The 21,582-nt window shown below is 65.5% G+C and carries 17 protein-coding genes and 2 tRNA genes; 11 read left to right on the top strand and 8 right to left on the bottom strand.

Features of this window, described 5'->3' with window-relative positions; all coding sequences use genetic code 11:
* Window positions 1–113: 113 nt before the first annotated feature.
* The gene (ettA, locus tag LRA87_RS08230) at window positions 114–1,793 is read right to left on the bottom strand and encodes an energy-dependent translational throttle protein EttA (RefSeq protein WP_230631196.1); all 1,680 of its coding nucleotides are present in this window, start codon (window positions 1,791–1,793) and stop codon (window positions 114–116) included.
* A 150-nt stretch (window positions 1,794–1,943) separates the two neighbouring features.
* On the opposite strand from ettA, the gene LRA87_RS08225 reads away from it, so the two are divergent.
* The 4 genes from LRA87_RS08225 to LRA87_RS08210 all read left to right on the top strand — a co-directional run bounded on the left by LRA87_RS08225 (window position 1,944) and on the right by LRA87_RS08210 (window position 4,342).
* Entirely contained in the window at window positions 1,944–3,353 is a 1,410-nt protein-coding gene (locus LRA87_RS08225; RefSeq protein WP_230630879.1) for a M28 family peptidase, read from the top strand.
* A gap of 143 nt (window positions 3,354–3,496) precedes the next feature.
* Entirely contained in the window at window positions 3,497–3,760 is a 264-nt protein-coding gene (locus LRA87_RS08220; RefSeq protein WP_230630878.1) for a hypothetical protein, read from the top strand.
* A 156-nt stretch (window positions 3,761–3,916) separates the two neighbouring features.
* A tRNA-Ile gene (locus LRA87_RS08215) sits at window positions 3,917–3,992 on the top strand.
* Window positions 3,993–4,265: 273 nt separating this feature from the next.
* Window positions 4,266–4,342, top strand: a tRNA-Pro gene (locus LRA87_RS08210).
* Window positions 4,343–4,720: 378 nt separating this feature from the next.
* Here LRA87_RS08210 and LRA87_RS08205 read toward each other — a convergent pair.
* The 3 genes from LRA87_RS08205 to LRA87_RS08195 form a co-directional block, all read right to left on the bottom strand.
* Window positions 4,721–4,936 (bottom strand): hypothetical protein, encoded by a 216-nt coding sequence (locus LRA87_RS08205; RefSeq protein WP_230630877.1) that lies wholly within the window; start codon window positions 4,934–4,936, stop codon window positions 4,721–4,723.
* A gap of 294 nt (window positions 4,937–5,230) precedes the next feature.
* Window positions 5,231–6,250 carry a WalW protein gene (locus LRA87_RS08200; protein ID WP_230630876.1) on the bottom strand — a complete coding sequence of 340 codons (1,020 nt, stop codon included), beginning with the start codon at window positions 6,248–6,250 and terminating at the stop codon, window positions 5,231–5,233.
* Window positions 6,251–6,252: 2 nt separating this feature from the next.
* Window positions 6,253–8,001: a sensor histidine kinase gene (locus LRA87_RS08195; protein ID WP_230630875.1), complete on the bottom strand. Its 1,749-nt coding sequence runs from the start codon at window positions 7,999–8,001 to the stop codon at window positions 6,253–6,255.
* A gap of 184 nt (window positions 8,002–8,185) precedes the next feature.
* On the opposite strand from LRA87_RS08195, the gene LRA87_RS08190 reads away from it, so the two are divergent.
* Window positions 8,186–8,653 (top strand): Lrp/AsnC family transcriptional regulator, encoded by a 468-nt coding sequence (locus tag LRA87_RS08190; RefSeq protein ID WP_230630874.1) that lies wholly within the window; start codon window positions 8,186–8,188, stop codon window positions 8,651–8,653.
* A 60-nt stretch (window positions 8,654–8,713) separates the two neighbouring features.
* Here the strand turns inward: LRA87_RS08190 and LRA87_RS08185 are convergent, their stop codons facing one another.
* Window positions 8,714–10,036, bottom strand: coding sequence for a hypothetical protein (locus tag LRA87_RS08185; protein WP_230630873.1), 1,323 nt, complete (start codon window positions 10,034–10,036; stop codon window positions 8,714–8,716).
* A gap of 165 nt (window positions 10,037–10,201) precedes the next feature.
* On the opposite strand from LRA87_RS08185, the gene yaaA reads away from it, so the two are divergent.
* The 5 genes from yaaA (at window position 10,202) to LRA87_RS08160 (ending at window position 15,663) form a co-directional block, all read left to right on the top strand.
* Entirely contained in the window at window positions 10,202–10,942 is a 741-nt protein-coding gene (yaaA, locus tag LRA87_RS08180) for a peroxide stress protein YaaA (RefSeq protein WP_230630872.1), read from the top strand.
* Window positions 10,939–11,640, top strand: coding sequence for an SDR family oxidoreductase (locus tag LRA87_RS08175; protein WP_230631194.1), 702 nt, complete (start codon window positions 10,939–10,941; stop codon window positions 11,638–11,640). The genes yaaA and LRA87_RS08175 overlap by 4 nt, the downstream gene beginning before the upstream one ends.
* A 142-nt stretch (window positions 11,641–11,782) precedes the next feature.
* Complete coding sequence (gene gyrA / locus LRA87_RS08170) at window positions 11,783–14,608, top strand: DNA gyrase subunit A (RefSeq protein ID WP_230630871.1); 2,826 nt, start codon at window positions 11,783–11,785, stop codon at window positions 14,606–14,608.
* A complete protein-coding gene (locus LRA87_RS08165) occupies window positions 14,605–14,958 on the top strand; it encodes a DUF952 domain-containing protein (RefSeq protein ID WP_230630870.1) in 354 nt (117 codons plus the stop codon). Before gyrA ends, LRA87_RS08165 begins: the two co-directional genes overlap by 4 nt.
* A 96-nt stretch (window positions 14,959–15,054) precedes the next feature.
* Window positions 15,055–15,663, top strand: a complete 609-nt coding sequence (locus LRA87_RS08160) for a hypothetical protein (protein ID WP_230630869.1) — start codon at window positions 15,055–15,057, stop codon at window positions 15,661–15,663.
* A 169-nt stretch (window positions 15,664–15,832) separates the two neighbouring features.
* Here the strand turns inward: LRA87_RS08160 and alaS are convergent, their stop codons facing one another.
* From alaS to LRA87_RS08145, 3 genes are read right to left on the bottom strand one after another with little or no spacing between them, the layout of a single operon-like run.
* Window positions 15,833–18,478 (bottom strand): alanine--tRNA ligase, encoded by a 2,646-nt coding sequence (gene alaS, locus LRA87_RS08155; RefSeq protein ID WP_230630868.1) that lies wholly within the window; start codon window positions 18,476–18,478, stop codon window positions 15,833–15,835.
* 45 nt (window positions 18,479–18,523) lie between these two features.
* Window positions 18,524–18,922, bottom strand: a complete 399-nt coding sequence (locus LRA87_RS08150; protein WP_230630867.1) for a hypothetical protein — start codon at window positions 18,920–18,922, stop codon at window positions 18,524–18,526.
* An 11-nt stretch (window positions 18,923–18,933) separates the two neighbouring features.
* Entirely contained in the window at window positions 18,934–20,190 is a 1,257-nt protein-coding gene (locus LRA87_RS08145) for a M24 family metallopeptidase (protein WP_230631193.1), read from the bottom strand.
* A 71-nt stretch (window positions 20,191–20,261) separates the two neighbouring features.
* On the opposite strand from LRA87_RS08145, the gene LRA87_RS08140 reads away from it, so the two are divergent.
* A complete protein-coding gene (locus LRA87_RS08140; RefSeq protein ID WP_230630866.1) occupies window positions 20,262–21,581 on the top strand; it encodes a dicarboxylate/amino acid:cation symporter in 1,320 nt (439 codons plus the stop codon).
* The last annotated feature ends 1 nt before the right edge of the window (window position 21,582 follow it).

Here is a 21,582-nt window from a genome sequence, read left to right as displayed (position 1 = left end):
CGATCGCCTCTCGCCCGACGCCAAGTACATCGGATGCGACCGTTTTCAACCCGGTTCGGGCTGGATCGTGGCTTATGAACGGGGCGGCGCGCCATCGCCGCCCCGCGTCGGGGTCAGCGCGTCAGCTTCTTGTAGGCCAGACGCGTAGGACGGTCGGCGGCGTCGCCCAGGCGGCGACGCTTGTCCTCTTCATAACTTTCGTAATTGCCTTCGAACCATTCGACGTGGCTGTCGCCTTCGAACGCCAGGATGTGGGTGGCCAGACGATCGAGGAAGAAGCGATCGTGGCTGATGACCACCGCGCAACCGGCGAAGGTCTCCAGCGCCTCCTCAAGTGCACGCAGCGTCTCGACGTCGAGGTCGTTGGTCGGTTCGTCGAGCAGCAGAACGTTGCCGCCCTCCTTCAGCATCTTGGCCATGTGGACGCGGTTGCGTTCACCGCCCGACAGCTGACCGACCTTCTTCTGCTGATCCTGCCCGCGGAAATTGAACGCGCCGACATAGGCGCGCGTCCCCATCTCCTGCTTGCCGAAGCGAAAGACCTCCAGCTCGTCGGAGATTTCCTGCCAGACGTTCTTGTTGGGATCGAGGTGATCGCGGCTCTGGTCGACATAACCGAGCTTGACGGTGGACCCGACCTCGATCGTGCCGCTGTCGGGCTGTTCCTGCCCGGTGATGAGCTTGAACAGCGTCGACTTGCCGGCGCCGTTCGGGCCGATGACGCCGACGATGCCGCCCGGCGGCAGCGTGAAGTCGAGACCGTCGAACAGCAATTTGTCGCCATAGGACTTGGTCAGCCCCTTGGCTTCGATCACCTTGCCGCCGAGGCGCGAGGGCAGCTGGATCAGGATCGCGGCCTTGCCGGCGACGCGATTTTCCTGCTTTTCCATCAGCTCGTCGAATGCGCGGATACGTGCCTTCGACTTGGTCTGGCGGGCCTTTGGGGTCTGTCGCATCCATGCCAGCTCGTCGGCGATCGCCTTCTGCTTGCCGGCCTCTTCGCGCTCTTCCTGGCTGAGGCGCTGCGCCTTCTTTTCCAGATAGCCCGAATAGTTGCTTTCGTAGGTGTAATACCGGCCCCGATCGAGTTCGAGCACCCAGTTGACGACATTGTCGAGGAAGTAACGGTCGTGCGTCACGAGGATGACGTTGCCGGTATATTCCTTCAGGTAGTTCTCCAGCCACGACACGCTTTCGGCGTCGAGGTGGTTGGTCGGTTCGTCGAGCAGCAGGATCTGCGGCTTTTCGAGCAGCAGCTTGCACAGCGCGACGCGGCGCTTTTCACCGCCGGACAGATTCTCGACCGAGGCATCGCCGGGCGGGCAGCGCAGGGCCTCCATCGCCTGTTCGAGCTGGCTGTCGAGCGACCAGCCATCGACCGCGTCGATCTTGGCCTGAAGGTCGCCCATCTCCTCCATCAAGGCATCGAAATCGGTGTCGTCCTTGGGATCGCCCATCTCGGCCGAGATCGCGTTGAAGCGATCGACCAGATCCGCGATCGGGCGCACGCCGTCCTTGACGTTGCCCATCACGTCCTTGCTCGGATCGAGCTGCGGCTCCTGCGCCAGATAGCCGACGTTGATGCCCTCGGCGGCCCAGGCCTCGCCGGTGAAGTCGGGGTCCATACCCGCCATGATCTTCATCAGGGTGGACTTGCCCGACCCGTTGGGGCCGATGATCGCGATCTTCGCCGACGGGATGAATTGCAGGTGGATGTTGTTGAGGACCGGCTTGGCGGCACCGGGGAAGGTCTTGCTCAGACCCTTCATGACGTAGGTATACTGGACGGCCATGGTCGGCACGCGCTCCTGATCGATACGGACGGAATTTCTGCCGTGCGCATGTAGCGAGCGCAGTGGCCGGGTGCAAATCCGCGGTGCTTGTGCTGGCCGCCCGCTTCGCTCACACCGTCGTCATCGAAGAATGACAAGGGGATTGACCGAATGACCCGCCTGACGCTTGCGCTGCTCGCCCTCGCCGCTTCTACCGCCCTGCCGGACACCCTGGCGGCGCAGCGCGTCGCACCGCCTGCGCCTGCGGCGGTCGATCCGAAGGTTGCAGCGCTGCGCGACGCTGCGTTGAAGGACGATGTCGCCTATGACATCGTCGAGGGGCTGACCACGGAAGTCGGCCAGCGGCTGGCGGCGACGGAGGCCGAAGCGCGGGCCCGGACGTGGAGCGTCGCCAAGCTGAAAGCGCTGGGATTCAAGAACGTGCATGTCGAGACGTACCAGATGCCGGTCTGGCTGCGCGGCGAGGAAATCGCGGAGGTGCTCGCACCCTTCCCGCAGCGGCTGAAGCTGGTGGCGCTGGGCAATTCGGGCGCCACTCCGGCGGCAGGTCTGACCGCACAGGTCGCGGTGTTCCGCACCTATGGCGAACTCGCCAACGCCACCCCCGCAAGTGTCCGCGGCAAGATCGTCTACATCGGCAATGCCATGCAGCCGACACAGGACGGATCGAGCTATGGCGCATACGGCCCTGCCCGCTTCGTCGGGCCGGCGCTGGCGGCAAAGCTGGGCGCGGCGGCGGTCGTGATCAAGTCGATCGGCACGGACCATCATCGTAACCCGCACACCGGCGGCACCAACTTTCCCGCCGGCGTCGCACCGATCCCGGCTGCGGCCCTGTCGGTGCCGGACGCGGAACTGATCGAGCGGATGGCGCAGCGCGGCAAGCAGATCACGCTGAAGCTGGTGCTGACGCCGCGCTTCGCAGGCACCGGCACATCGGGCAACGTCATCGCCGAGGTACCCGGGACCGATCCCGGGGCGGGAATCGTGCTGATCGGCGGGCATCTCGACAGCTGGGACCTCGGAACAGGTGCGATTGACGACGCATCGGGCGTTGGCATCACGGCAGCGGCCGCGAAGCGACTGCTCGACGGGCCACGCCCGCGCCGTACGATCCGCGTCGTCTGGTTCGGTGCCGAGGAGCCGGGCGGCTATGGCGGCAAGGAATATGCCCGCGTCCATGGCGGCGAGCGGCACGCCACCGCCGGCGAGAGCGACTTCGGCGCGGATCGCGTCTGGCGGTTCGAGGTCAATCTGCCCGAGAGCGCGAAGGCGGTGGCGGATCGGCTGCAGAGCGCGCTGGCGCCGCTGGGGATCAGTCGCGGATCGGGCGTTGGCGGGGATGGCACCGACGTCGGCCCGACGATGGCGCTCGGCGTGGCGGCGATCGACCTGAACCAGGACGGCACGCGCTATTTCGATACGCACCATACACCCGACGACACGCTCGACCGGATCGACCCCGAACAGCTGCGCCAGAACGTCGCTGCGTGGACCACGATGCTGGCGATCGTGGCCAATGCGCCGGAGGAGATCGGGCCGGTCACGCCGCGCAAATGACGGGGTGCAGCGGGCTCCGACTGGCGCACACCTTTCCCCCGGATGAATTTGGTGATTGACCGGGGGGAGTCGTGCGGTATTTGGGCTGTCTCGCGACGGCGATCGGGCCGGCCGCGATTTTTGCTTTGCTTGGGAGCATTCGAATGAAGAAGATCGCTTTCGTTCTCGCTGCCGCCGGCCTGATGTCCGTCGCTGCCTGCTCGAAGTCGCCTGAAGCTGCTGCCGTTGAGAACAACGCGGACATGCTGGCGGACAACATGGAAATGCAGGCGGACAACATGGACGCCATGGCTGACAACACCGCAAACGGTGCAGCTGAAGCCGTTCTCGAGAACGCGGCCGACAACATCAACTCGGCAGCGGACAACGTCCGTGATGCAGCCGAGGAGAAGGCCGACAACATGTAATCGCGCTGCGCCGGGTGTTACCCGGTGCGCCGGTCATGCTGTTGCACGATCCGAAAAGGGGCGTTTTCCGCGAGGGAAGCGCCCCTTTTTCTATATAAGACGACCCGCACCGGCTTTTTCTTTGCGTACGGGTGCGCTAGCGAACGCCTTGCGTGTGGGCCTGTAGCTCAATGGTTAGAGCTGGCCGCTCATAACGGCTAGGTTGCGGGTTCGAGTCCTGCCGGGCCCACCACGTACGCCTGCGTCGGCAGCTCGATGAGCATGGTCGGTTGGTGATGATATTCCCCGCTGGGTCGTGATCGATGGCGGCGTGGATCGCGAAGCCGTCAGCAGTCGTATCCGCTTTCTAAGGTGATCTCGCGGGCGGTGCGCTATGCCGGGCGAAATCATCGCTGGCGGTCGACGAAGGTGACACATTGGGTTGCCAGTAAGCGCTTGTCCGATTAGGAGCGGGTTGTTCGCACCCGATGAGCTCTGCGGAGCACTTATGGGTCGCTGGGCATGTCGGGGAGTGGCGCAGGCTGGTAGCGCACCTGGTTTGGGACCAGGGGGTCGCAGGTTCGAATCCTGTCTCCCCGACCATTTTATCTATCACATAGAACTGCCATGCAGTTTACGCCGCTCGGCAAGTGAGTTTTATCCACTGGCGTCTGATCATGGCGACGTCGACGGGTCGTCCTCTTCGCTCGATCATCAACGGCTAACGCCGTCGATGCCGCCCAAGCTTATCCCATGAAAGCGATGCTGTGTATCGGAGAAGGCATCTTAGCTGGGCCTAGGCGTTGCCCACGATTGTCCGCCGGGCTTTCTTGATAGGCTTCCGACAGATTATCTATCGCCTGCGCGACGCTTCCAGTCGTGACGGACGCCAGAATCAACAAGGGGAGCCGAAGCCCCCCTTGTCTAACCTGAATGATGTCCGACGAGCGTCTTGGGAACTCCGCCGGATATCGGCAGGTATTAGTTGCTGTCGCTGTCGTCGGCGACGACCACGATGCCCACAACGACCGCAGCCGCCGCGATCAGCGCGATGATCAGACCGCCACCGGCGAGCTCGTTGCTCTTCTTCGAAACCGAACCGGTGCGAACCGACTTGGAAACCGACAGGCTCGCGGCGGGATTCGACGGAGCAGCCGCGGCGGGTGCCACGGCAAGGGCGGCTGCAGCTGCAGCCATCAGATACTTGGCAACCATAATGGTCCCCCCTCTCATATGGTGAGCGGCACCCATGGTCACATTCGTCGAGAAACGCAATAGAGTTTTTCGAATTCCGCAGAAGTGTCTGTTTAATCGAAAGACCTTTTCCACAAGGCACTCCGCGTCATCTTGGCTCAGTGAAGATATCGAGTCGGATGTTTTTCCAAACGGAGGAATCGACGGCCGTATGACCGGGATCGTGCATGATCGACAGGGAATGTCACACCGTTGTCATACGTATCTCGAATCGCGAATATGAAGAACGCCATAAAGCTAGCTGGAGCACACCAGATCGTCGAAGCAATCGATCAGTTCACTCAAGCCGATCGGCCGTACGTCTAGCCCCGCGAGTAATGACAACATGCGGTCCCACCAGACCCAGAAGTGCTTCAGATCATCCGGATCGCGTACATAAGGCGTATGGCCCGGCTCCAGCGATGGCGAGTGGAAGGAGAAACTGAGCAATCTCTGTCGCTCCTCCAGTACCGCGACCTTGACGGCGTCCAGAGCGGCTTCGATCGGCATATCCTCAGGTGTGAGCGCCACGCGTTGCAAAAGACCGGATCGGGCGCCGATGCCCCGCGCATGAGGTACATGCCCGAGCAGTGGATACAGCGGCTCGCCCCAGCGACGGAGCCTGCCGGTGAAGACTGTCGTCAACGGGACTTCGAGCAGCGTGCCGAGCCGGTATGACGCGTTGCCGATCGCGCTGAAGTCCGGCCCGCCATCGAAGCGGTAATCGTATCCGGCGCGGACGGACGTTTCCACCCGGTAGCCCCGGTTCGCGAGCAATGCGGCCGTATGGCGGCCGATCCCATACCGACCGGCCCGATACGCCTGCGGCCGGTGACCGAACGCGCGATGCAGCGCATCGGTCAGCGTGTCGAGCTTGGCGGCCTCCAGATTATGGGAAAGGTTTCCCGCGTAGCTGTCGCCCGGCTGCGGCGCGGTGAATGGCGGCGTGACCCATGGGTGCAATTGGGCGCCGATCGAGGATCGACCGTCGGCGAGGACGCCGCGCAGGATATCGATTGCAGCCGGATCGACGGCCACCGGGTGGTCGACCATGCACGCCAGTGCCACGCCGTGATCGACAAAGCGGGCGTGGGCGGAGGGCAGCGCCCGCATCGCCTGTACCGAACGGTTGGCGGCGCTTAACGGCGCAGACCAGTCGAATTCCTCTTCGACATCAACGAAGACGATGAAGCGGGTGCCAAAGTCGTCGGGCCAGCATATCTGGTCTTCCAACGCGGGCGCCGGCATCCGGTATGGGGCAACGGCGCCGGTGGCCACGGTCAGGGGATCGCCCGCTCCGCTATGACGTCAGCAGCGGCGGGTAACCGCAAAGTCAGCAGGTGGTCGCCGAAGATCAGCTCGCCACCCAGCTCGATCGCCAGATTACGGGCGAGACGCAACGCGAACCCGGTGCCGAGGAGAGGTGCGCCCTCCCCCTCGGTGCCGACCCCGTCTCCGTCGATACTGAGCAGCACGTCTTCCCCGCCCGTGCCGAGCGATACCGGCCGAGCGAAGCAGATCGCCACCTGACCCGCAGGTGCCGGTGCCTCGGCGATGTCGATGCGCTCGCCGGATGCTGCCGCGGCCGTGAGTGCGGCAAGCAACCGCGACAACAGGCGTTCCATGTTGCGATCATCGGTCAGCGCCGCATGATCGCCCATCGGATGAACGTCGATAGCCGTGCCCCGCAACGTAGCGAGCGGCGCCAGATCGCGCGCGATCCTGTGCAGCATCGGCTCGATCGCGACCGGCCCCGGCCGAAGTTCGAGCGCCTTTCCCTCGATGCGGGCCGCCGTGTCGAGGTCCTCGATCGCGCCCAGCAAGCTGGCCGCTTGGCTGCGGATCGTCATCGCATGATCCCGATAGACGGGGGACACCGGCCCCAGCAGCTGTGCCTCGATCAGCTCGGCGAAACCGGCGATCGCATTGGTCGGCGTCCGAAGTTCATGCACGAGTTGCCGCAGCGAATCGGACGCTGCCTTGCCGGGCACCTGTGCTGCCTCTTCGTCGCTGCGCGGCCGACGGGCGATCGCCGCATAACCGGTGAACCGCCCGGTGGCGGCATCGAACTGCGGCGTACCGGCAACGCGCCACGACCCTGCGGCATCGGATCGTCCACCGACGTCCAGCCGCGCGCCGGCGAACCGCTGACGCTGACGCAGCGCACCGTTCATCACGGCATCCACCTTCACTTCACCCTGTGCAGCGCCGGACGCGAGAGACGCCCCGACCAGCGCACTTCGCGATACGCCCTCGACCGCGCAGATGATGCCCTGCCCGTCGGTGTCGAAGCGGAAGCAGGTCACCGGCTGATGCGGCTGCCCGGGATCCGGCGCGGCAAAGGCGGGCTCGCGCTGCCGTTGGAATGCGTCGATCCGTGCAACGAGATCGGCGATGTAAAAGCCACCCGCAGGCGTGGGTCGTAACTCGGGTGGTGAAGGCGGCGCTTCGATATCCACGATCGGATCGTCTTGCACGCTCGATACGGCCGCCGGCGCCACGTCGGATCCCGCGACCGGACTGGCATCGCCCGGGCCGTCGCCGTCATCCGGCGCGGTAACCGACACGTCCTGGTAGAGGTCGTTGGCGACGATCGGCGCGCTATAGGGCAGTATGAAATCGGCGGGTCCGAAGCTTTCCAGCCCCCGTCCCACCTCCGCCGGCAGATCGCGCCGATGGCGAAGCAGCGCGCGTCCTTGCGGATTTAGGCGAGGCAACAGGGATACCCAGTCGGCCCCGGCCAGCTCCGCCGTCCGCAAGACGGGTGCCGCGACCGCAAGTTCGTCTTCCGCAAAAAGGCCGACGAGCGCCGCGGGTGGAGTGGCGAACGCCAGAGCCCGGGCGCTGGCGGCGCGGACGCCGAGCGGCACCGCCTGCCGCAAGAGACGCAGGCGAGCCAACGCCGGTTCGTCCACCGCAATGCGGCCACGCCCCATCAGATCGACGAGCTGCCGCCACGCGGATTGCGCACCGAAGCCAGTCTCCATATCGGCAGAGAGCACTGTCTTGAGGCTGTCGTCGAAACGCACATCAACTCCCGGGAACCGCTCACCCGAAGGATGCGCGCGCCTATTTCTTAACGAGCCTGAGTCGCGGGGGGAACAGGTGATTTCGCGTCGTCGCATAGTGGGACAATTGCGTTGCGCCGCAATTTTCTTATGATTAGGGGAAGCCGCCGCGCGAGTTCGGCCTGTTTCCGGAGAGTAATACGCAATGTCCTTCGATCGGATCGATCGTCAGATTCTCGCCCACCTGCAACAGGACGGCAGGATGACCAATGTCGAGCTGGCCGAACGCGTCGGGCTGACTGCCCCGCCCTGCCTGCGCCGCGTCCGTGCGCTGGAAGAGGCAGGCGTCATCCGCGGCTATCACGCCGATCTTGATCCCGCCAGTCTGGGTTTCCCGATCACCGTCTTTGCGATGGTGTCGTTGCGCAGCCAGGCGGAGCACGATCTGGCCGCGTTCGAGGCGCATGTCGCCGATATCCCCGAAATACGGGAATGCCACATGCTCAACGGGGAAATCGATTTCATCCTGAAGATCGTCGCGAGCGACCTGAAGAGCTTTCAGGAAATCCTCACCACGCATCTGACGCCTGCCCCGAACGTGGCCAGCGTCAAGACATCGCTGACGATCCGTACCGCCAAGTCGACGTCGGGTATCCCGGTCACCATCGACTAACCCCCAAAAGGAAGGGGCGGCCCGTCGCCGGACCGCCCCTTCTTATCAGCGGGTCTTGGATCAGGCCGCCGGAGCCGCCGCCGCCGCGGGTCCCGAACCGACCTGGGTCCACGTGGTCCATAGTGCGGCGATCCCGGCGCGCGGATTGCCGGTGACCGCACCGAATGCGGCCTGCGCCCCGGCCTTGTCTCCAGAACGTGCCAGCGCGATGCCGAGGCGGGTGTTCACCTCGTTCGCGTCGACGCCGCCCTTGCTGAGCGCGGCGCGGTACATCTCGACAGCCTTGGCGTAGTTGCTTTGGCCGAGATAGGCATCGCCGGTCGAAGACGCGATCTTGCCGTCTTTCGCGGCCAGCGCCTGCTTCTCGCTACCCGCCAGCGATCCTTCGCTCTTGATCGCCGTGTTAGCCGCCGTCAGCAGGCTTTTCGAAAAGCTGCTGCTCGCCGGAATCTTGCCGGATGCCATACCTTCCTTGAGCACCGCTGCCGCCTCGTACGGATTGCCGCGATCGAAGACGTTCTTGGCGTATTCCTCGTACATCGACTGGTCGGGCATTGCGCCCGCCGCACGCAGCAGGCGGAAGAGATCGACGTTCTGCGCCTTGTCCGGCATCGCGAGGCTGTTCTGCGCAAAGGCATATTGCAGGACCACGTCACGCCATACCTTGGCGTTCGGATAGGCGGTGACGTATTTCTGCATCCATGCCAGCGTCTCCGGCGCCATCTTCTTGCCGTTGGCGGTCGCGATGCCGAAGCGATAATAGGCTTCGGGCACGGTCTGGCCGGCAGCCTTTTGCGCAGTCACGTAGCGATCGAGATCGGCAAGACCGCCGGCAACGTCACCTGCCTGTACCTTCACCTTGGCGAGTTGCAGATCGAAATCGCCGCTGGTGTAGCCGGCCTGCTTGGCCTGCGTGAAATATTGCGACGCCACCGGATATTGCTGGCTGTTGTAGGCGAGCTGGCCGCGGCGGAAGAGGTACTTGCCGCGGTCGGCCGCCGGCGTGCTCTTGGCAGCGAGCAACGCGTCCAGCGGCTTTGCGAGGACGGTCTCGTCGAGCGGCGCCTTGGGGTTGGCGGCCTGCGCCAGCGCGAGCTTCGTATTCTCCAGATCGTAGCGCAGAGCGGCGGCGATGTACTTGTCGTCATCCGTCGTCGCGGCGGTTTCGATCTGTGCGACGATCGGCTCGGCAACCGCCGGGTTACGGGCCTTGATCGCTTCCTGCGCCTGGAACGCGACGGCCTGGACGGGCTTGCTGAGCTTGAAGCCGGGTGCCGCCTGTTCTTCCTTCTTGTCCTTGGCAGCCGCGGGCGCGACGATCGCCAGACCGCTCACGCCGGTGGCAAGGACCGCGGCCAGCGCGAGCTTCGACAGGGTCTTCATGCTAACTCTCTCTCCGACAAGTTGGGGGCATCGCTGCCGCTAACGTTCGCGGCGCTCTAACGGTCCGTCGCGGGCCGTTCAAGCAAAGCCATGACGCATCCGTTTGCCGTAGACCCGCTGAACGGTGATTGAACGCAGGGTCCGGCGCGGCTACCGCCACATGCGATGATCGCCGTCCTTTCCCCCGCCAAGACGCTCGACTATGAGTCTCCTTTGCCGGCGCTCACGCCGACCACGCCACGCTTCGCCACGGAGGCGACGACGCTTGCCGCGGCGGCATCGCACCTGACGCAGAAGAAGCTGTCGGAACTGATGCACATCTCGCCGGCGCTGGCGAAGCTGAATGCCGACCGCTTCCGCAATTTCGCCGATGCACCGGAGCGCCCGGCGATGTTCGCCTTCGACGGCGACGTCTACACCGGGCTGGATGCCAGGACGCTGGAGGACGAGGCGATCGCGTTCGCGCAGGATCATCTGCGCTTGCTGTCCGGTCTATATGGCCTGCTGCGGCCGCTGGACCTGATGCGTCCGTATCGTCTGGAGATGGGAACGCGGTGGGGGCCGCGCGTCAAGAAACTGACCGACTGGTGGGGGGATCGTATCGCAACGCTACTGGCTGCGGACGTCGCGGAGGATGGCAGCGGCGTCATGCTGAACCTGGCCAGTCAGGAATATTGGGCGGCGGTGGCGGCGCGATTGCCCGGTAGCGTACGCGTGGTCGCGGTCGATTTTCGCGACGGCGACCGCTTCGTGAGTTTCCACGCCAAGAAGGCACGCGGGTTGATGGCGCGCTGGATGATCGAACATCGCATCACCGATATCGACGCGATGCGGGGGTTCGACAGCGCCGGCTATGCGTTCGATGCGAACGAGAGCACGGACGATCAATGGCGGTTCGCGCGATGAGCGCGGGCATGACGAGCGCCGTGGTGATCGGCAGTTCCGGCGGGATCGGCGCGGCGCTGGCCGACGCGATCGCGGACGAGGACACGTTCGGCGTCGTCCACCGGCTGTCGCGATCGGGCGACGACCGGATCGACATCGCGAACGAGGTCAGCATCGCGGCCGCCGCCGCGCGGATTGCCGCCGGCCCGCCGCCGTCGCTGGTGATCGTCGCGACCGGCCTGCTTCACGACAACGCGCATGCTCCCGAGAAAAGCTATCGCGAGTTCGACCCCGCGTGGCTGGCGACGACGATGGCGGTCAACGCCATCGGGCCGGCGCTGGTGGCCAAGCATCTGTTGCCGCTGATGCCGAAGCAGGGCCGCAGCGTGTTCGCGTTCCTGTCCGCACGGATCGGCAGCATCTCCGACAATCGGCTGGGCGGATGGTACGGTTATCGCATGGCCAAGGCGGCGCTCAACCAGCTCGTGCGGACGCTGAGCATCGAGGAAAAGCGGCGCAACGATCGTTCGATCATCGTCGGGCTGCATCCGGGGACGGTCGATACGGCATTGTCCAAACCGTTTCAGGGCAACGTGCGTCCGGGTACGCTGTTCACGCCCGACCGCGCAGCGTCGCAGCTGCTCGACGTGATAGACGGCCTGAAGGCGCCCGACAGCGGCAAGCTGTTCGACTTCGAGGGCAAGGAAGTCGCACCCTGAGACCGGCTGCGGAGGCGGCTCGTCAGACGCGGTCGAAAAGCCCTCGCGTACGTGCGCCTGCGTGCCTGCGCGCACGTGACTTTCCTGTCGCGGCGTCCTACATGATCGGCACACATCTGTAACAATCCGAAAGCGTATTGCCTTGGCCGACGAGACCACACTCGCCGAACCTACCCCCCATAACGGCGACATTTCGACGATCTCGATCGTCGACGAGATGAAGTCGAGCTATCTCGACTATGCCATGAGCGTGATCGTGGCGCGCGCACTGCCCGATGTGCGCGATGGCCTGAAGCCGGTGCACCGGCGCATCCTGTTCTCCGCGCAGGAGAACGGCTTCCTGTTCAACCGGCCGTACCGCAAGTCCGCGCGCATCGTCGGTGACGTGATCGGTAAATATCACCCGCACGGCGACCAGTCGATCTACGACGCCTTGGCGCGCATGACCCAGGATTGGGCGATGCGGCTGCCGTTGATCGACGGTCAAGGCAACTTCGGCTCGATGGATCCCGATCCGCCTGCCGCGATGCGATACACCGAGGCGCGCCTTGCGCGGTCGGCCAGTTATCTGATGGACGATCTCGACAAGGATACCGTCGATTTCCAGCCGAACTACGATGCCAGCGAGCGCGAGCCGCAGGTGCTGCCGGCGCGTTTCCCCAATCTGCTGGTCAACGGTGCGGGCGGCATCGCGGTCGGCATGGCCACCAATATTCCGCCGCACAATCTGGGCGAGGTGGTCGACGCCTGCATCGCGTATATCGACAATCCGGCGATCACGATCGACGAGCTGATCGAAATCGTACCGGGTCCCGATTTCCCGACGGGTGCGATCATCCTCGGCAAGGCCGGGGCGCGATCGGCGTATCACACTGGTCGCGGCTCGATCATCGTGCGGTCGCGGCATATCGTCGAGGAAACGCGCGGCGACCGCCGGTCGATCGTGCTGACTGCCATCCCGTTCCAGCAGGGCAAGAATGCGCTGGTCGAGAAGATCGCCGAGGCCGCCAAGGACAAGCGGATCGAGGGCGTCAGCGACATTCGCGACGAATCGAACCGTGAAGGCGTTCGGATCGTCATCGACCTGAAGCGTGATGCGACGCCTGAGGTGGTGCTGAACCAATTGTGGCGGCACACGCCGGCGCAAGGCAGCTTCCCCGCCAACATGCTCGCGATCCGCGGTGGCCGCCCGGAAACGCTGAACCTCCGCGACATCATCCAGTCGTTCGTCCAGTTCCGCGAACAGGTCATCACCCGCCGCTCGAAGTTCGAGCTGAACAAGGCGCGAGACCGCGCGCACATTTTGCTGGGTCTGGTGATCGCGGTCACCAATCTCGACGAAGTGGTGCGGATCATCCGCGGGTCGGGCAGCCCGGCCGAGGCGCGCGCGGCACTGCTGGCGCGCGAATGGCCGATCGCCGAGATTGCACCCTATCTGAGCCTCGTGGAGGCGGTCGAGGGCACCCAGGTTGGTGACGGCTACAAGCTGTCCGATACGCAGGTCCGCGCGATCCTCGATCTGCGCCTGCATCGCCTGACCGCGCTGGGCCGCGACGAGATCGGCGACGAACTGAAGGGTCTGGCTGATTCGATCGCGGCCCTGCTCGAAATCCTCGGCAATCGTGTCCGCCTGTACGAGGTGATGCGCGAGGAACTGGTCGATGTCCGCTCAATCTTCGCGACGCCGCGCCGGACCGAAATCGCCGCGGCCGCCGATGGCATCGACGACGAGGATCTGATCGAGCGCGAGGAGATGGTCGTCACCGTCACCGTGCAGGGTTATATCAAGCGCACGCCGCTCGATGCGTTCCGCGCGCAGAAGCGCGGCGGCAAGGGCCGCGCCGGCATGGCGACAAAGGAAGAGGATGCGATCACCTCGCTCTTCGTCACCTCGACGCACACGCCGGTGCTGTTCTTCAGCAACCACGGCAAGGTCTATCGCAAGAAGGTGTGGCGCCTGCCCGAGGGCGGACCGGCGACGCGCGGGCGGCCGATGATCAACCTGCTGCCGCTGGCGGAGGGGGAGACGATCTCCACCGTCCTGCCGCTGCCGGAGGACGAGACGCGCTGGGGCGACCTGCACGTCATGTTCGCGACCGCCAACGGCACGGTACGGCGCAACGCGATGGATGCGTTCGCCAACATCCCGACCAACGGCAAGCTGGCGATGCGCTTCGACGAGGGGTCCGACGACAAGCTGATCGGCGTCGCGGTGCTGACCGAGACCGACGACGTGCTGCTGGCGACGCGCAACGGCAAGGCGATCCGCTTCGCCGCCACCGACGTGCGCGAATTCCAGAGCCGCACCTCCACCGGCGTGCGCGGCGTCAGCCTGATCGGCGACGACGAGGTCATCAGCCTGTCGATCCTGCGCGGCTTCGCGGCGACGGCCGAGGAACGCGAATTGTACCTGAAGGCGGCGAGCTGGAAGGAAGGCGAGCGCGAATCGACGCTCGACCCCGATCGGATGGCCGAATTCGCTGCGGCGGAGGAGTTCATCCTCACCGTCACGCAGAACGGCTACGGCAAGCGCACCTCCGCGTACGAATATCGCCGCACCAACCGCGGTGGTCAGGGCATCACCAACATCGTCTCGGCCGGCCGTAACGGCCCGGTCGTCGCGAGCTTCCCGGCGCATTCGGGCGAGCAGCTGATGCTGGTCACCGATCAGGCGAAGCTGATCCGCATGTCGGTGGGCGACGTCCGCGTCACCGGGCGCAACACGCAGGGCGTGACACTGTTCAGCGTGGCAAAGGACGAGCATGTCGTCTCTGCCGCGCGGATCGACGAGGAGGAAGAGCCCGAGAACGAGGCCGAGGCGATCGTTGCCGAGGAATTGGGCGATGCTCCCGCCACGCCGACCGGGGATGCGCTGATCGTCGACGACGGCACCGGACCGCAGACGATGGACGAGGCTGTCGGCGAGACGGATGACGGCGACGCGGATGGCGGGGAGGACGAGGCGTGAACGACCTCCCTACCACCGCGTACAAGGTCCTGACCGCGGAGCAGATGGCGGCGCTGGAACGCGACGGGACGTTCCCCGGCGCACCCGTCGACCTGTCGGATGGATACCTCCACATGTCGACCGCAGCGCAACTGACCGAAACCGTCGACAAGCATTTCGCCGGGCAGAGCGATCTGCACGTCGCCGCGGTCGATCTCGGCAGTTTCGGCGATTCGCTGAAATGGGAGGAATCGCGGGGCGGGCAGCTGTTCCCGCACCTCTACGGTCCACTGCTGCTGGAAACGGTCATCGCCTACTCGCCGCTGGAACGAGATGAGGACGGGACAGTCCGTTTGCCTGTAACCGGCTGATCCCGTTAGGCTCTCCGCTCGCCGACAAAGGCGGGCGGAACCGCATCGGACATACCATCGTTACCCTGTCACAACGACAGAAGATGGAGAATCCTCATGCGTACCCTAGCCCTGACGATCGGCAGCCTGATGATGGTGCCCGCCGCGGCTCTGGCACAGCAAGCCACACCCGGCCGTGCAGCCTTGCCCGCAAGCGCTCCGGCACAGGCCGCGACATCGGCCGATGCGACCGCCACCGCTCCGACCGTAGGCGCGACGATCTACGACAGCGCCGGCGTCGCGCTCGGCACCGTCGCCAGCATCACGCCACAGGCGATCGTGCTCAACACCGGGACCGTGCAGGTCCCCGTGCCGCCGACCTCGATCGGCAAGACCGACAAGGGCTTTGCAATGGCCATGACCAAGGCCGACCTCGATGCGGCGGTCGCCAGTTCGCAGGCACAGGCGCAGGCGGCCGTGAAGGCGAAGCTGACGCCGGGCACCGCGGTCAGCGGGTTGAACGGCGCATCGCTGGGCACGATCAAGACGGCCGATGATCAGTTCGTTACGGTCACTACGGCCAAGGGCGATGTGAAGCTGCCGATCGCCGGCTTCTCGGCGGATGCGAGCGGCAAGGTGATCGTCGGTATCACGGCCGACCAGCTTGCTGCGGCAACGGCCGGCGCAAGTGCCGGTGCCCCCACGAACAGTGCCGCACCGAAGTAATCGCTTCGGTCAAACACGGTGAAACGGGGAGGGTTTACGCCCTCCCCGTTTTCATTTGGGCTTCGGAGCCCATGACGGCCCGTGTCGCCGTCTCCGGTTACCGGGATTCCCTGTCCACCCGCGCGCGTTCTTAGGACGACGAAGGGTATCAGATCGTCCCGGAGGGCTATTACGCCGCCAGTGCCTGCCGGACTGCGTCGACCGCATCTGCGGCTTTCGATCCGTCCGGGCCGCCGCCCTGCGCCATGTCGGGCCGGCCACCGCCACCCTGTCCGCCGAGCACCGCCACCGCCTTGCGCAACAGGTCGACCGCGTTGAAACGCGCGACCAGATCGTCGCTGACACCGACTGCGATCGAGGCACGGCCGTCGTTTACGGCGACCATCACCGCGATACCCGATCCATTCAGCCGCTGCCTGGCGTCGTCGACCGCGCCACGCAGACCCTTGGCCTCGAAGCCGTCGAGCACCTGCCCGATAAAGGCTACGCCGCCGATCTCTTCCGGTCCGGCAGCCGCGCCACCCGCACCGCCACCCATCGCCAGCGCTTTCTTGGCCTCGGCGAGTTCGCGCTCCAGCCGGCGCCGTTCGTCGAGCAATGCGACCACACGTGCCGGCACCTCGTCGGGCGTGGTCTTCAACGCGGTCGCGGCTTCGCGCAAGCGTTCGTCGCGCGCGGTGAGATAGGCGCGAGCCGCTTCGCCGGTCAGGGCCTCGACACGGCGGACGCCGGACGACACAGCGCCCTCGCCCACCACCTTGAACAGGCCGATATCGCCGAGCGCGTTGACGTGGGTGCCGCCGCAAAGCTCGATCGAATAGGTCTTGCCGCCGTCCTCCGTACCCATGCCGACGACACGCACCTCGTCACCGTATTTCTCGCCGAACAGCGCCATCGCGCCCTCGGCAATCGCTTCGTCGGGGGTCATCAGGCGGGTGGTGACGGTTCCGTTACCGCGGATCTGCGCGTTCACCGCCGCCTCCGCATCGGCCAGTTCGTCCGCTGTCATCGCAACGGGATGTGACACATCGAAGCGCAAGCGTTCGGGCGCGACGAGCGAGCCCTTCTGGGCGACGTGCGTGCCGAGCCGCTGCCGCAGCGCTTCGTGCAACAGATGCGTCGCCGAATGGTTGGCGCGAATCTGCGCGCGGCGTGCCACGTCGATCTGGAGCTTCACCGCGTCGCCGACCGCGATCGTACCGGCCTCGACGGTGGCGTGATGGACGAAGATGCGACCGAGCTGCTTCGACGTCTCGCTGACATACGCACGCAGGCCGGCATCGGTGGAAATCGTGCCGGTGTCGCCGACCTGCCCGCCGCTTTCGCCATAGAAGGGCGTCTGGTTCACGATGATCGCAACGGTATCGCCCGCCGCGGCATGGTCGACGCGCGCGCCGTCCTTTACCAGCGCAACGACCTCGCCCTCGCCGACGTCGGCGGAATAGCCGATGAATTCGGTCGAACCGGATTCCTCGGCGATGTCGAACCACAGGTCGTCGGACGCCTTGGCGCCCGATCCCTTCCACGCGGCGCGGGCGGCGCGCTTCTGCTCGGCCATCGCGGCGTCGAAGCCGGCACGGTCGACGTGGAAGTCCTGCGCCCGTAGCGCGTCCTCGGTAAGGTCGTAAGGGAAGCCAAAGGTGTCGTAGAGCTTGAAGGCTGTTTCGCCGGCGAGCGTATCGCCGGGCTGCATGCCTGCGGTCGCCTCGTCGAGCAGTTTGAGACCGTTTTGCAGCGTCTTGCGGAACTGCGTCTCCTCCTGCCGCAGCGTCGCCTCGATCAGCGGCTGCGCGCGGACGAGCTCGGGATAGGCCGCGCCCATCTCTGCCACCAGCGCGGGCACCAGCCGGTGCATCAACGGCTCCTTCGCGCCGAGCAGGTGCGCGTGGCGCATCGCACGGCGCATGATCCGGCGCAGCACATAGCCGCGGCCTTCGTTGGCGGGCAGCACGCCGTCCGCGACGAGGAAGCCCGACGAGCGCAGGTGATCGGCGATGACGCGGTGCGACGCCTTGCGTGGCCCCTCGGCATCGGTGCCGGTCAGCGAGGTCGAGGCGGCGATCAGCGCCTTGAAGGTGTCGGTGTCGTAATTATCGTGGACGCCCTGCAACACCGCGGCGATCCGCTCCAGCCCCATGCCGGTGTCGATCGCCTTCTTGGGCAGTTCGCCGACGATTTCGTTCGCGTCCTGCTCGTATTGCATGAACACGAGGTTCCAGATCTCGACGAAGCGATCGCCGTCCTCATCCGGGCTGCCGGGCGGCCCACCGAAGATGTGGTCGCCGTGGTCGTAGAAGATTTCCGAACACGGACCGCACGGGCCGCTGTCGCCCATCGCCCAGAAATTGTCCTTGGTGGCGATGCGGATGATGCGTTCGTCGGGGAGGTATCTGGTCCAGAGCGCATGCGCCTCGTCATCGGTGTGGTAGACGGTGGCGGTCAGCTTTTCGGCGGGAATGCCCCAGACGTCGGTCAGCAGCGTCCACGCATGATGGATCGCCTGTTCCTTGAAATAGTCGCCGAACGAGAAATTGCCGAGCATTTCGAAAAAGGTGTGGTGGCGCGCGGTATAGCCGACATTGTCGAGGTCGTTGTGCTTGCCGCCGGCGCGGACCGACTTCTGGCTGCTGGTCGCGGTGACATATGGCCGGGATTCGAGGCCGGTGAAGACGTTCTTGAACGGCACCATGCCTGCGTTGACGAACATCAGCGTCGGATCGTTCTGCGGCACGAGCGGTGCGGACGGCACGATCGTGTGCCCCTGCGCGGCGAAATAGTCGAGAAAGCCGCGGCGGATGTCGTTGGTCGAGGTCATAGGGATAGCGACTTAGGCGAGAGCGCCCCTCCCCTCAAGCGGTCGTTACGCACCGCCGCACATGTGCTGCGCATCGGGTAAAGTCCATGATGCCATCGTGCGTAGGTTGGTGGTGGTGTACCAGCGGCCGCGCTTGTCGCCGGGCGGGCAGTTCTTGGGCAATTGAACGAGGCAGGTCAGCGCGCGATCGCCCCGGCGGGACCGATCCACCGCGGGGATTTGGTCATAGGACACGCCATAGACACCGTTGGCGAGGGTCACTGCCGATCCGCTGTCCGGCACCGCCTTGCCCGCGCCGTCCTCCAGCCGCGACGACACGCTCCGGATCGTGGTCATCGCGCAGGCGCCGACGCGGGCCGGCATGCGGACGGGGGTCGCCGCCGTGAGAGGCGCTGCGGCAGCGAGCAGCAGCAGGATCGTACCGCAGGTGGTGGGCGTCATCATCGTTCCCTTCGTCATAGTGGCTGATCGATCGAAGCAGGTGGCGTACTGAACCAGACGGGGCCGTCGGCAGTCATGTGGAAGCAATCCTCCAGTCGGACGCCGAAGTGGCCGGGCAGGTAGAGGCCGGGTTCGTTCGAGAAGCACATGCCGGGCGCAAGCCGCGTTGTTTCGCCGCGCACGAGGTTGACCGGTTCGTGGCCATCCATGCCGATACCGTGGCCGGTGCGATGCGACAGGCCGGGAAGCCGGTAGTCGGGGCCGTAGCCGAGGCCGGTGTAGAAGGTACGGACCGCGTCGTCGACGCTGCCCGCGGTAGCCCCGACCTTCGCCGCGGCACGAGCGACCTGCTGGCCTTTGGCGACTTCGTCCCAGACCTTGCGTTGAACTCTGGTGGCGCGGCCCTTCGGCACCCAGGTGCGGGAGACGTCGGACTGATAGCCCCGCACGGTGCAGCCGCAGTCCATCAGAAGGATTTCGTCGGGCGCGATGCGGTGCACGTCGCGGCTGCCGTGCGGCAGGGCAGCCGCCGGGCCGATCAGCGCGAGCGCGAACTCGGGGTCGCCGCCGAGCTTCGCGGTCGCTGCGTTCATCAGTGCGCCGATCTCCGGGCCGGTCATTCCCGGTTCGATGCGGGGTACAAGCCAGCGGTAAGCCGCCAGCGTCACGTCGGTCGCGGCCTGCATCAGCGCGAGTTCGGCGGGCGTCTTGATCATGCGACAGCCGCGGACGACCGGGTTGGCGCTGACCTGTCTGGCATCCGGGGCGAACCGAGCGAGTGCGGCGGGGATGAAGACGCGGGTGGTTTCCTCTATCCCGATCGGCAGACGGTCGAGGCGGCGCTCCTTCAGCCAGGCGGCGACAACGGCGAGCGCGTCGCCGTCCTCTTGCCAGACACGGACCTCGGCGGGAACCGCGAGCGACTGACGAACCGATGGCTCCTCGAAGAACGGCGTGACGATCAGCGGCCGGCCTTCGCGGGGCAGGATCGCGAGGGTCGGGCGTTCGCTACGCCCCCAGCGGACGCCGGTGAAGTATATCATCGACGATCCGGGCTCGGTCAGTACCGCGCCAAGGCCGTTCGCCCGCATCAGCGACTGCGCCCGGGACAGGCGGCGGGCGCGTTCGGCCGGCCCGATCGGGACCGTGCCGGCGGTAAGGTCCTTCAGCTCCGAAAGGTCGGGCTCGGCAGCGCGGAGGACACCGCTGGACAGCAGCGGCAGCGTGGCTAGACCGGCGAGGAGCGCGCGGCGGGAAGGCGTGACGACCATCATGGATCGATACGGCGCTTGACCCGGCGGCCGCAATCCCCTTCCCTGCCCGTAATTTCGGGAGTGCATGCATGGCCAAGCGGCTGACTGTGTTTATCGTGATCGGCCTGATACTCGGTATCGTCACGGGACTGGCGATCAACGGCTGGCTGGACGACGGCACGCCGGCCGCGACGGAACGGTTGAAGGCGATCGCCGGCTATTTCTCGATCGGTACGACGATCTTCCTCCGCCTGATCAAGATGATCATAGCGCCGCTGGTGTTCGCGACCCTGGTGAGCGGCATCGCGCAGATGGGCGACACCGCGGCATTGGGCCGGGTCGGTGCGAAGGCAATCGGCTGGTTCGTCTGCGCCAGCCTGTTGTCGCTGGGGCTGGGGCTGATCCTGGTCAACGCGATCCAGCCGGGCGTCGGTATCGGGCTGGCGCTGCCACCGGTGACGGCGGATGCCGGCGTGTCGACCGAGGCGTTCAGCCTTGCCAAGTTCATCAGCCATATCGTCCCCGCATCGATGATCGAGGCGATGGCGACCAACGAAATCCTGCAGATCGTCGTCTTCTCGATCTTCGTCGGCGTGGCGATCACCGCGGTCGGCGAGCGCGCCGCGCCGATCGTGCGGGCGGTCGATGGACTGGTCGCGATCATGTTGCAGATCACCGACTACGTCATGCGGGTCGCACCGGTCGCGGTATTCTGTGCGGTCACCGCGACGCTGGCCGAACGCGGTGCGGGGGTGATCGGGCAGTTGGCGTTCTTCATGGGCAGCTTCTACCTTGCCCTGCTGATCCTGTGGGCGATCCTGCTGGGGATCGGCTTCCTGTTCATCGGACCGCGGATCGTTCAGCTGGTGCGCTATGTCCGCGAGCCGTTGCTCGTCGCCTTCACCACGGCGTCGTCCGAGGCCGCCTACCCGCGGATGCTGGAAGCGCTCGACCGGTTCGGTGTGCCGCCGAAGATCGCGAGCTTCGTGCTGCCGCTGGGCTATTCGTTCAACCTCGACGGATCGATGATGTACATGACGTTCGCGTCGGTGTTCATCGCCCAGGCCTATGGCATCGACATGCCGCTGGGGACGCAGATCGCGATGCTGCTGTTCCTGATGATCTCGTCCAAGGGCATCGCCGCGGTGCCGCGGGCCAGTCTGGTCGTGATTGCCGCCGTGCTGCCGGTGTTCGACATTCCGGAAGCTGGCCTGCTGCTGATCCTGGCGATCGACCACTTCCTCGACATGGGCCGGACCGCGACGAACGTGATCGGCAATGCGGTCGCAAGCGCGGTGGTGGCGAAATGGGAGGGCGGGTTCGATCCGCGGGAACCCGCCGAGATCGAACCGGCGCATGCCCCCGCGCACGTGCCGGAGCCACCGGCACCGACCAGCTTCCGCCACTAGG

This window comes from Sphingomonas sp. Leaf37 (genome assembly GCF_920939475.1).
Taxonomy (GTDB): Bacteria; Pseudomonadota; Alphaproteobacteria; order Sphingomonadales; family Sphingomonadaceae; genus Sphingomonas.
The sequence above is the reverse complement of the archived record's forward strand: the minus strand, read 5'-3'. Positions and strand labels throughout refer to the sequence as shown.

Bases quoted from the DNA above. Each gene is read 5' to 3' on its own strand.
- ettA (WP_230631196.1), bottom strand. From the start codon at position 1,793: ATGGCCGTCCAGTATACCTACGTCATGAAGGGTCTGAGCAAGACCTTC.
- LRA87_RS08225 (WP_230630879.1), top strand. From the start codon at position 1,944: ATGACCCGCCTGACGCTTGCGCTGCTCGCCCTCGCCGCTTCTACCGCC.
- LRA87_RS08220 (WP_230630878.1), top strand. From the start codon at position 3,497: ATGAAGAAGATCGCTTTCGTTCTCGCTGCCGCCGGCCTGATGTCCGTC.
- LRA87_RS08205 (WP_230630877.1), bottom strand. From the start codon at position 4,936: ATGGCTGCAGCTGCAGCCGCCCTTGCCGTGGCACCCGCCGCGGCTGCT.
- LRA87_RS08190 (WP_230630874.1), top strand. From the start codon at position 8,186: ATGTCCTTCGATCGGATCGATCGTCAGATTCTCGCCCACCTGCAACAG.
- LRA87_RS08185 (WP_230630873.1), bottom strand. From the start codon at position 10,036: ATGAAGACCCTGTCGAAGCTCGCGCTGGCCGCGGTCCTTGCCACCGGC.
- yaaA (WP_230630872.1), top strand. From the start codon at position 10,202: ATGATCGCCGTCCTTTCCCCCGCCAAGACGCTCGACTATGAGTCTCCT.
- LRA87_RS08175 (WP_230631194.1), top strand. From the start codon at position 10,939: ATGAGCGCGGGCATGACGAGCGCCGTGGTGATCGGCAGTTCCGGCGGG.
- LRA87_RS08160 (WP_230630869.1), top strand. From the start codon at position 15,055: ATGCGTACCCTAGCCCTGACGATCGGCAGCCTGATGATGGTGCCCGCC.
- alaS (WP_230630868.1), bottom strand. From the start codon at position 18,478: ATGACCTCGACCAACGACATCCGCCGCGGCTTTCTCGACTATTTCGCC.
- LRA87_RS08150 (WP_230630867.1), bottom strand. From the start codon at position 18,922: ATGATGACGCCCACCACCTGCGGTACGATCCTGCTGCTGCTCGCTGCC.
- LRA87_RS08145 (WP_230631193.1), bottom strand. From the start codon at position 20,190: ATGGTCGTCACGCCTTCCCGCCGCGCGCTCCTCGCCGGTCTAGCCACG.
- LRA87_RS08140 (WP_230630866.1), top strand. From the start codon at position 20,262: ATGGCCAAGCGGCTGACTGTGTTTATCGTGATCGGCCTGATACTCGGT.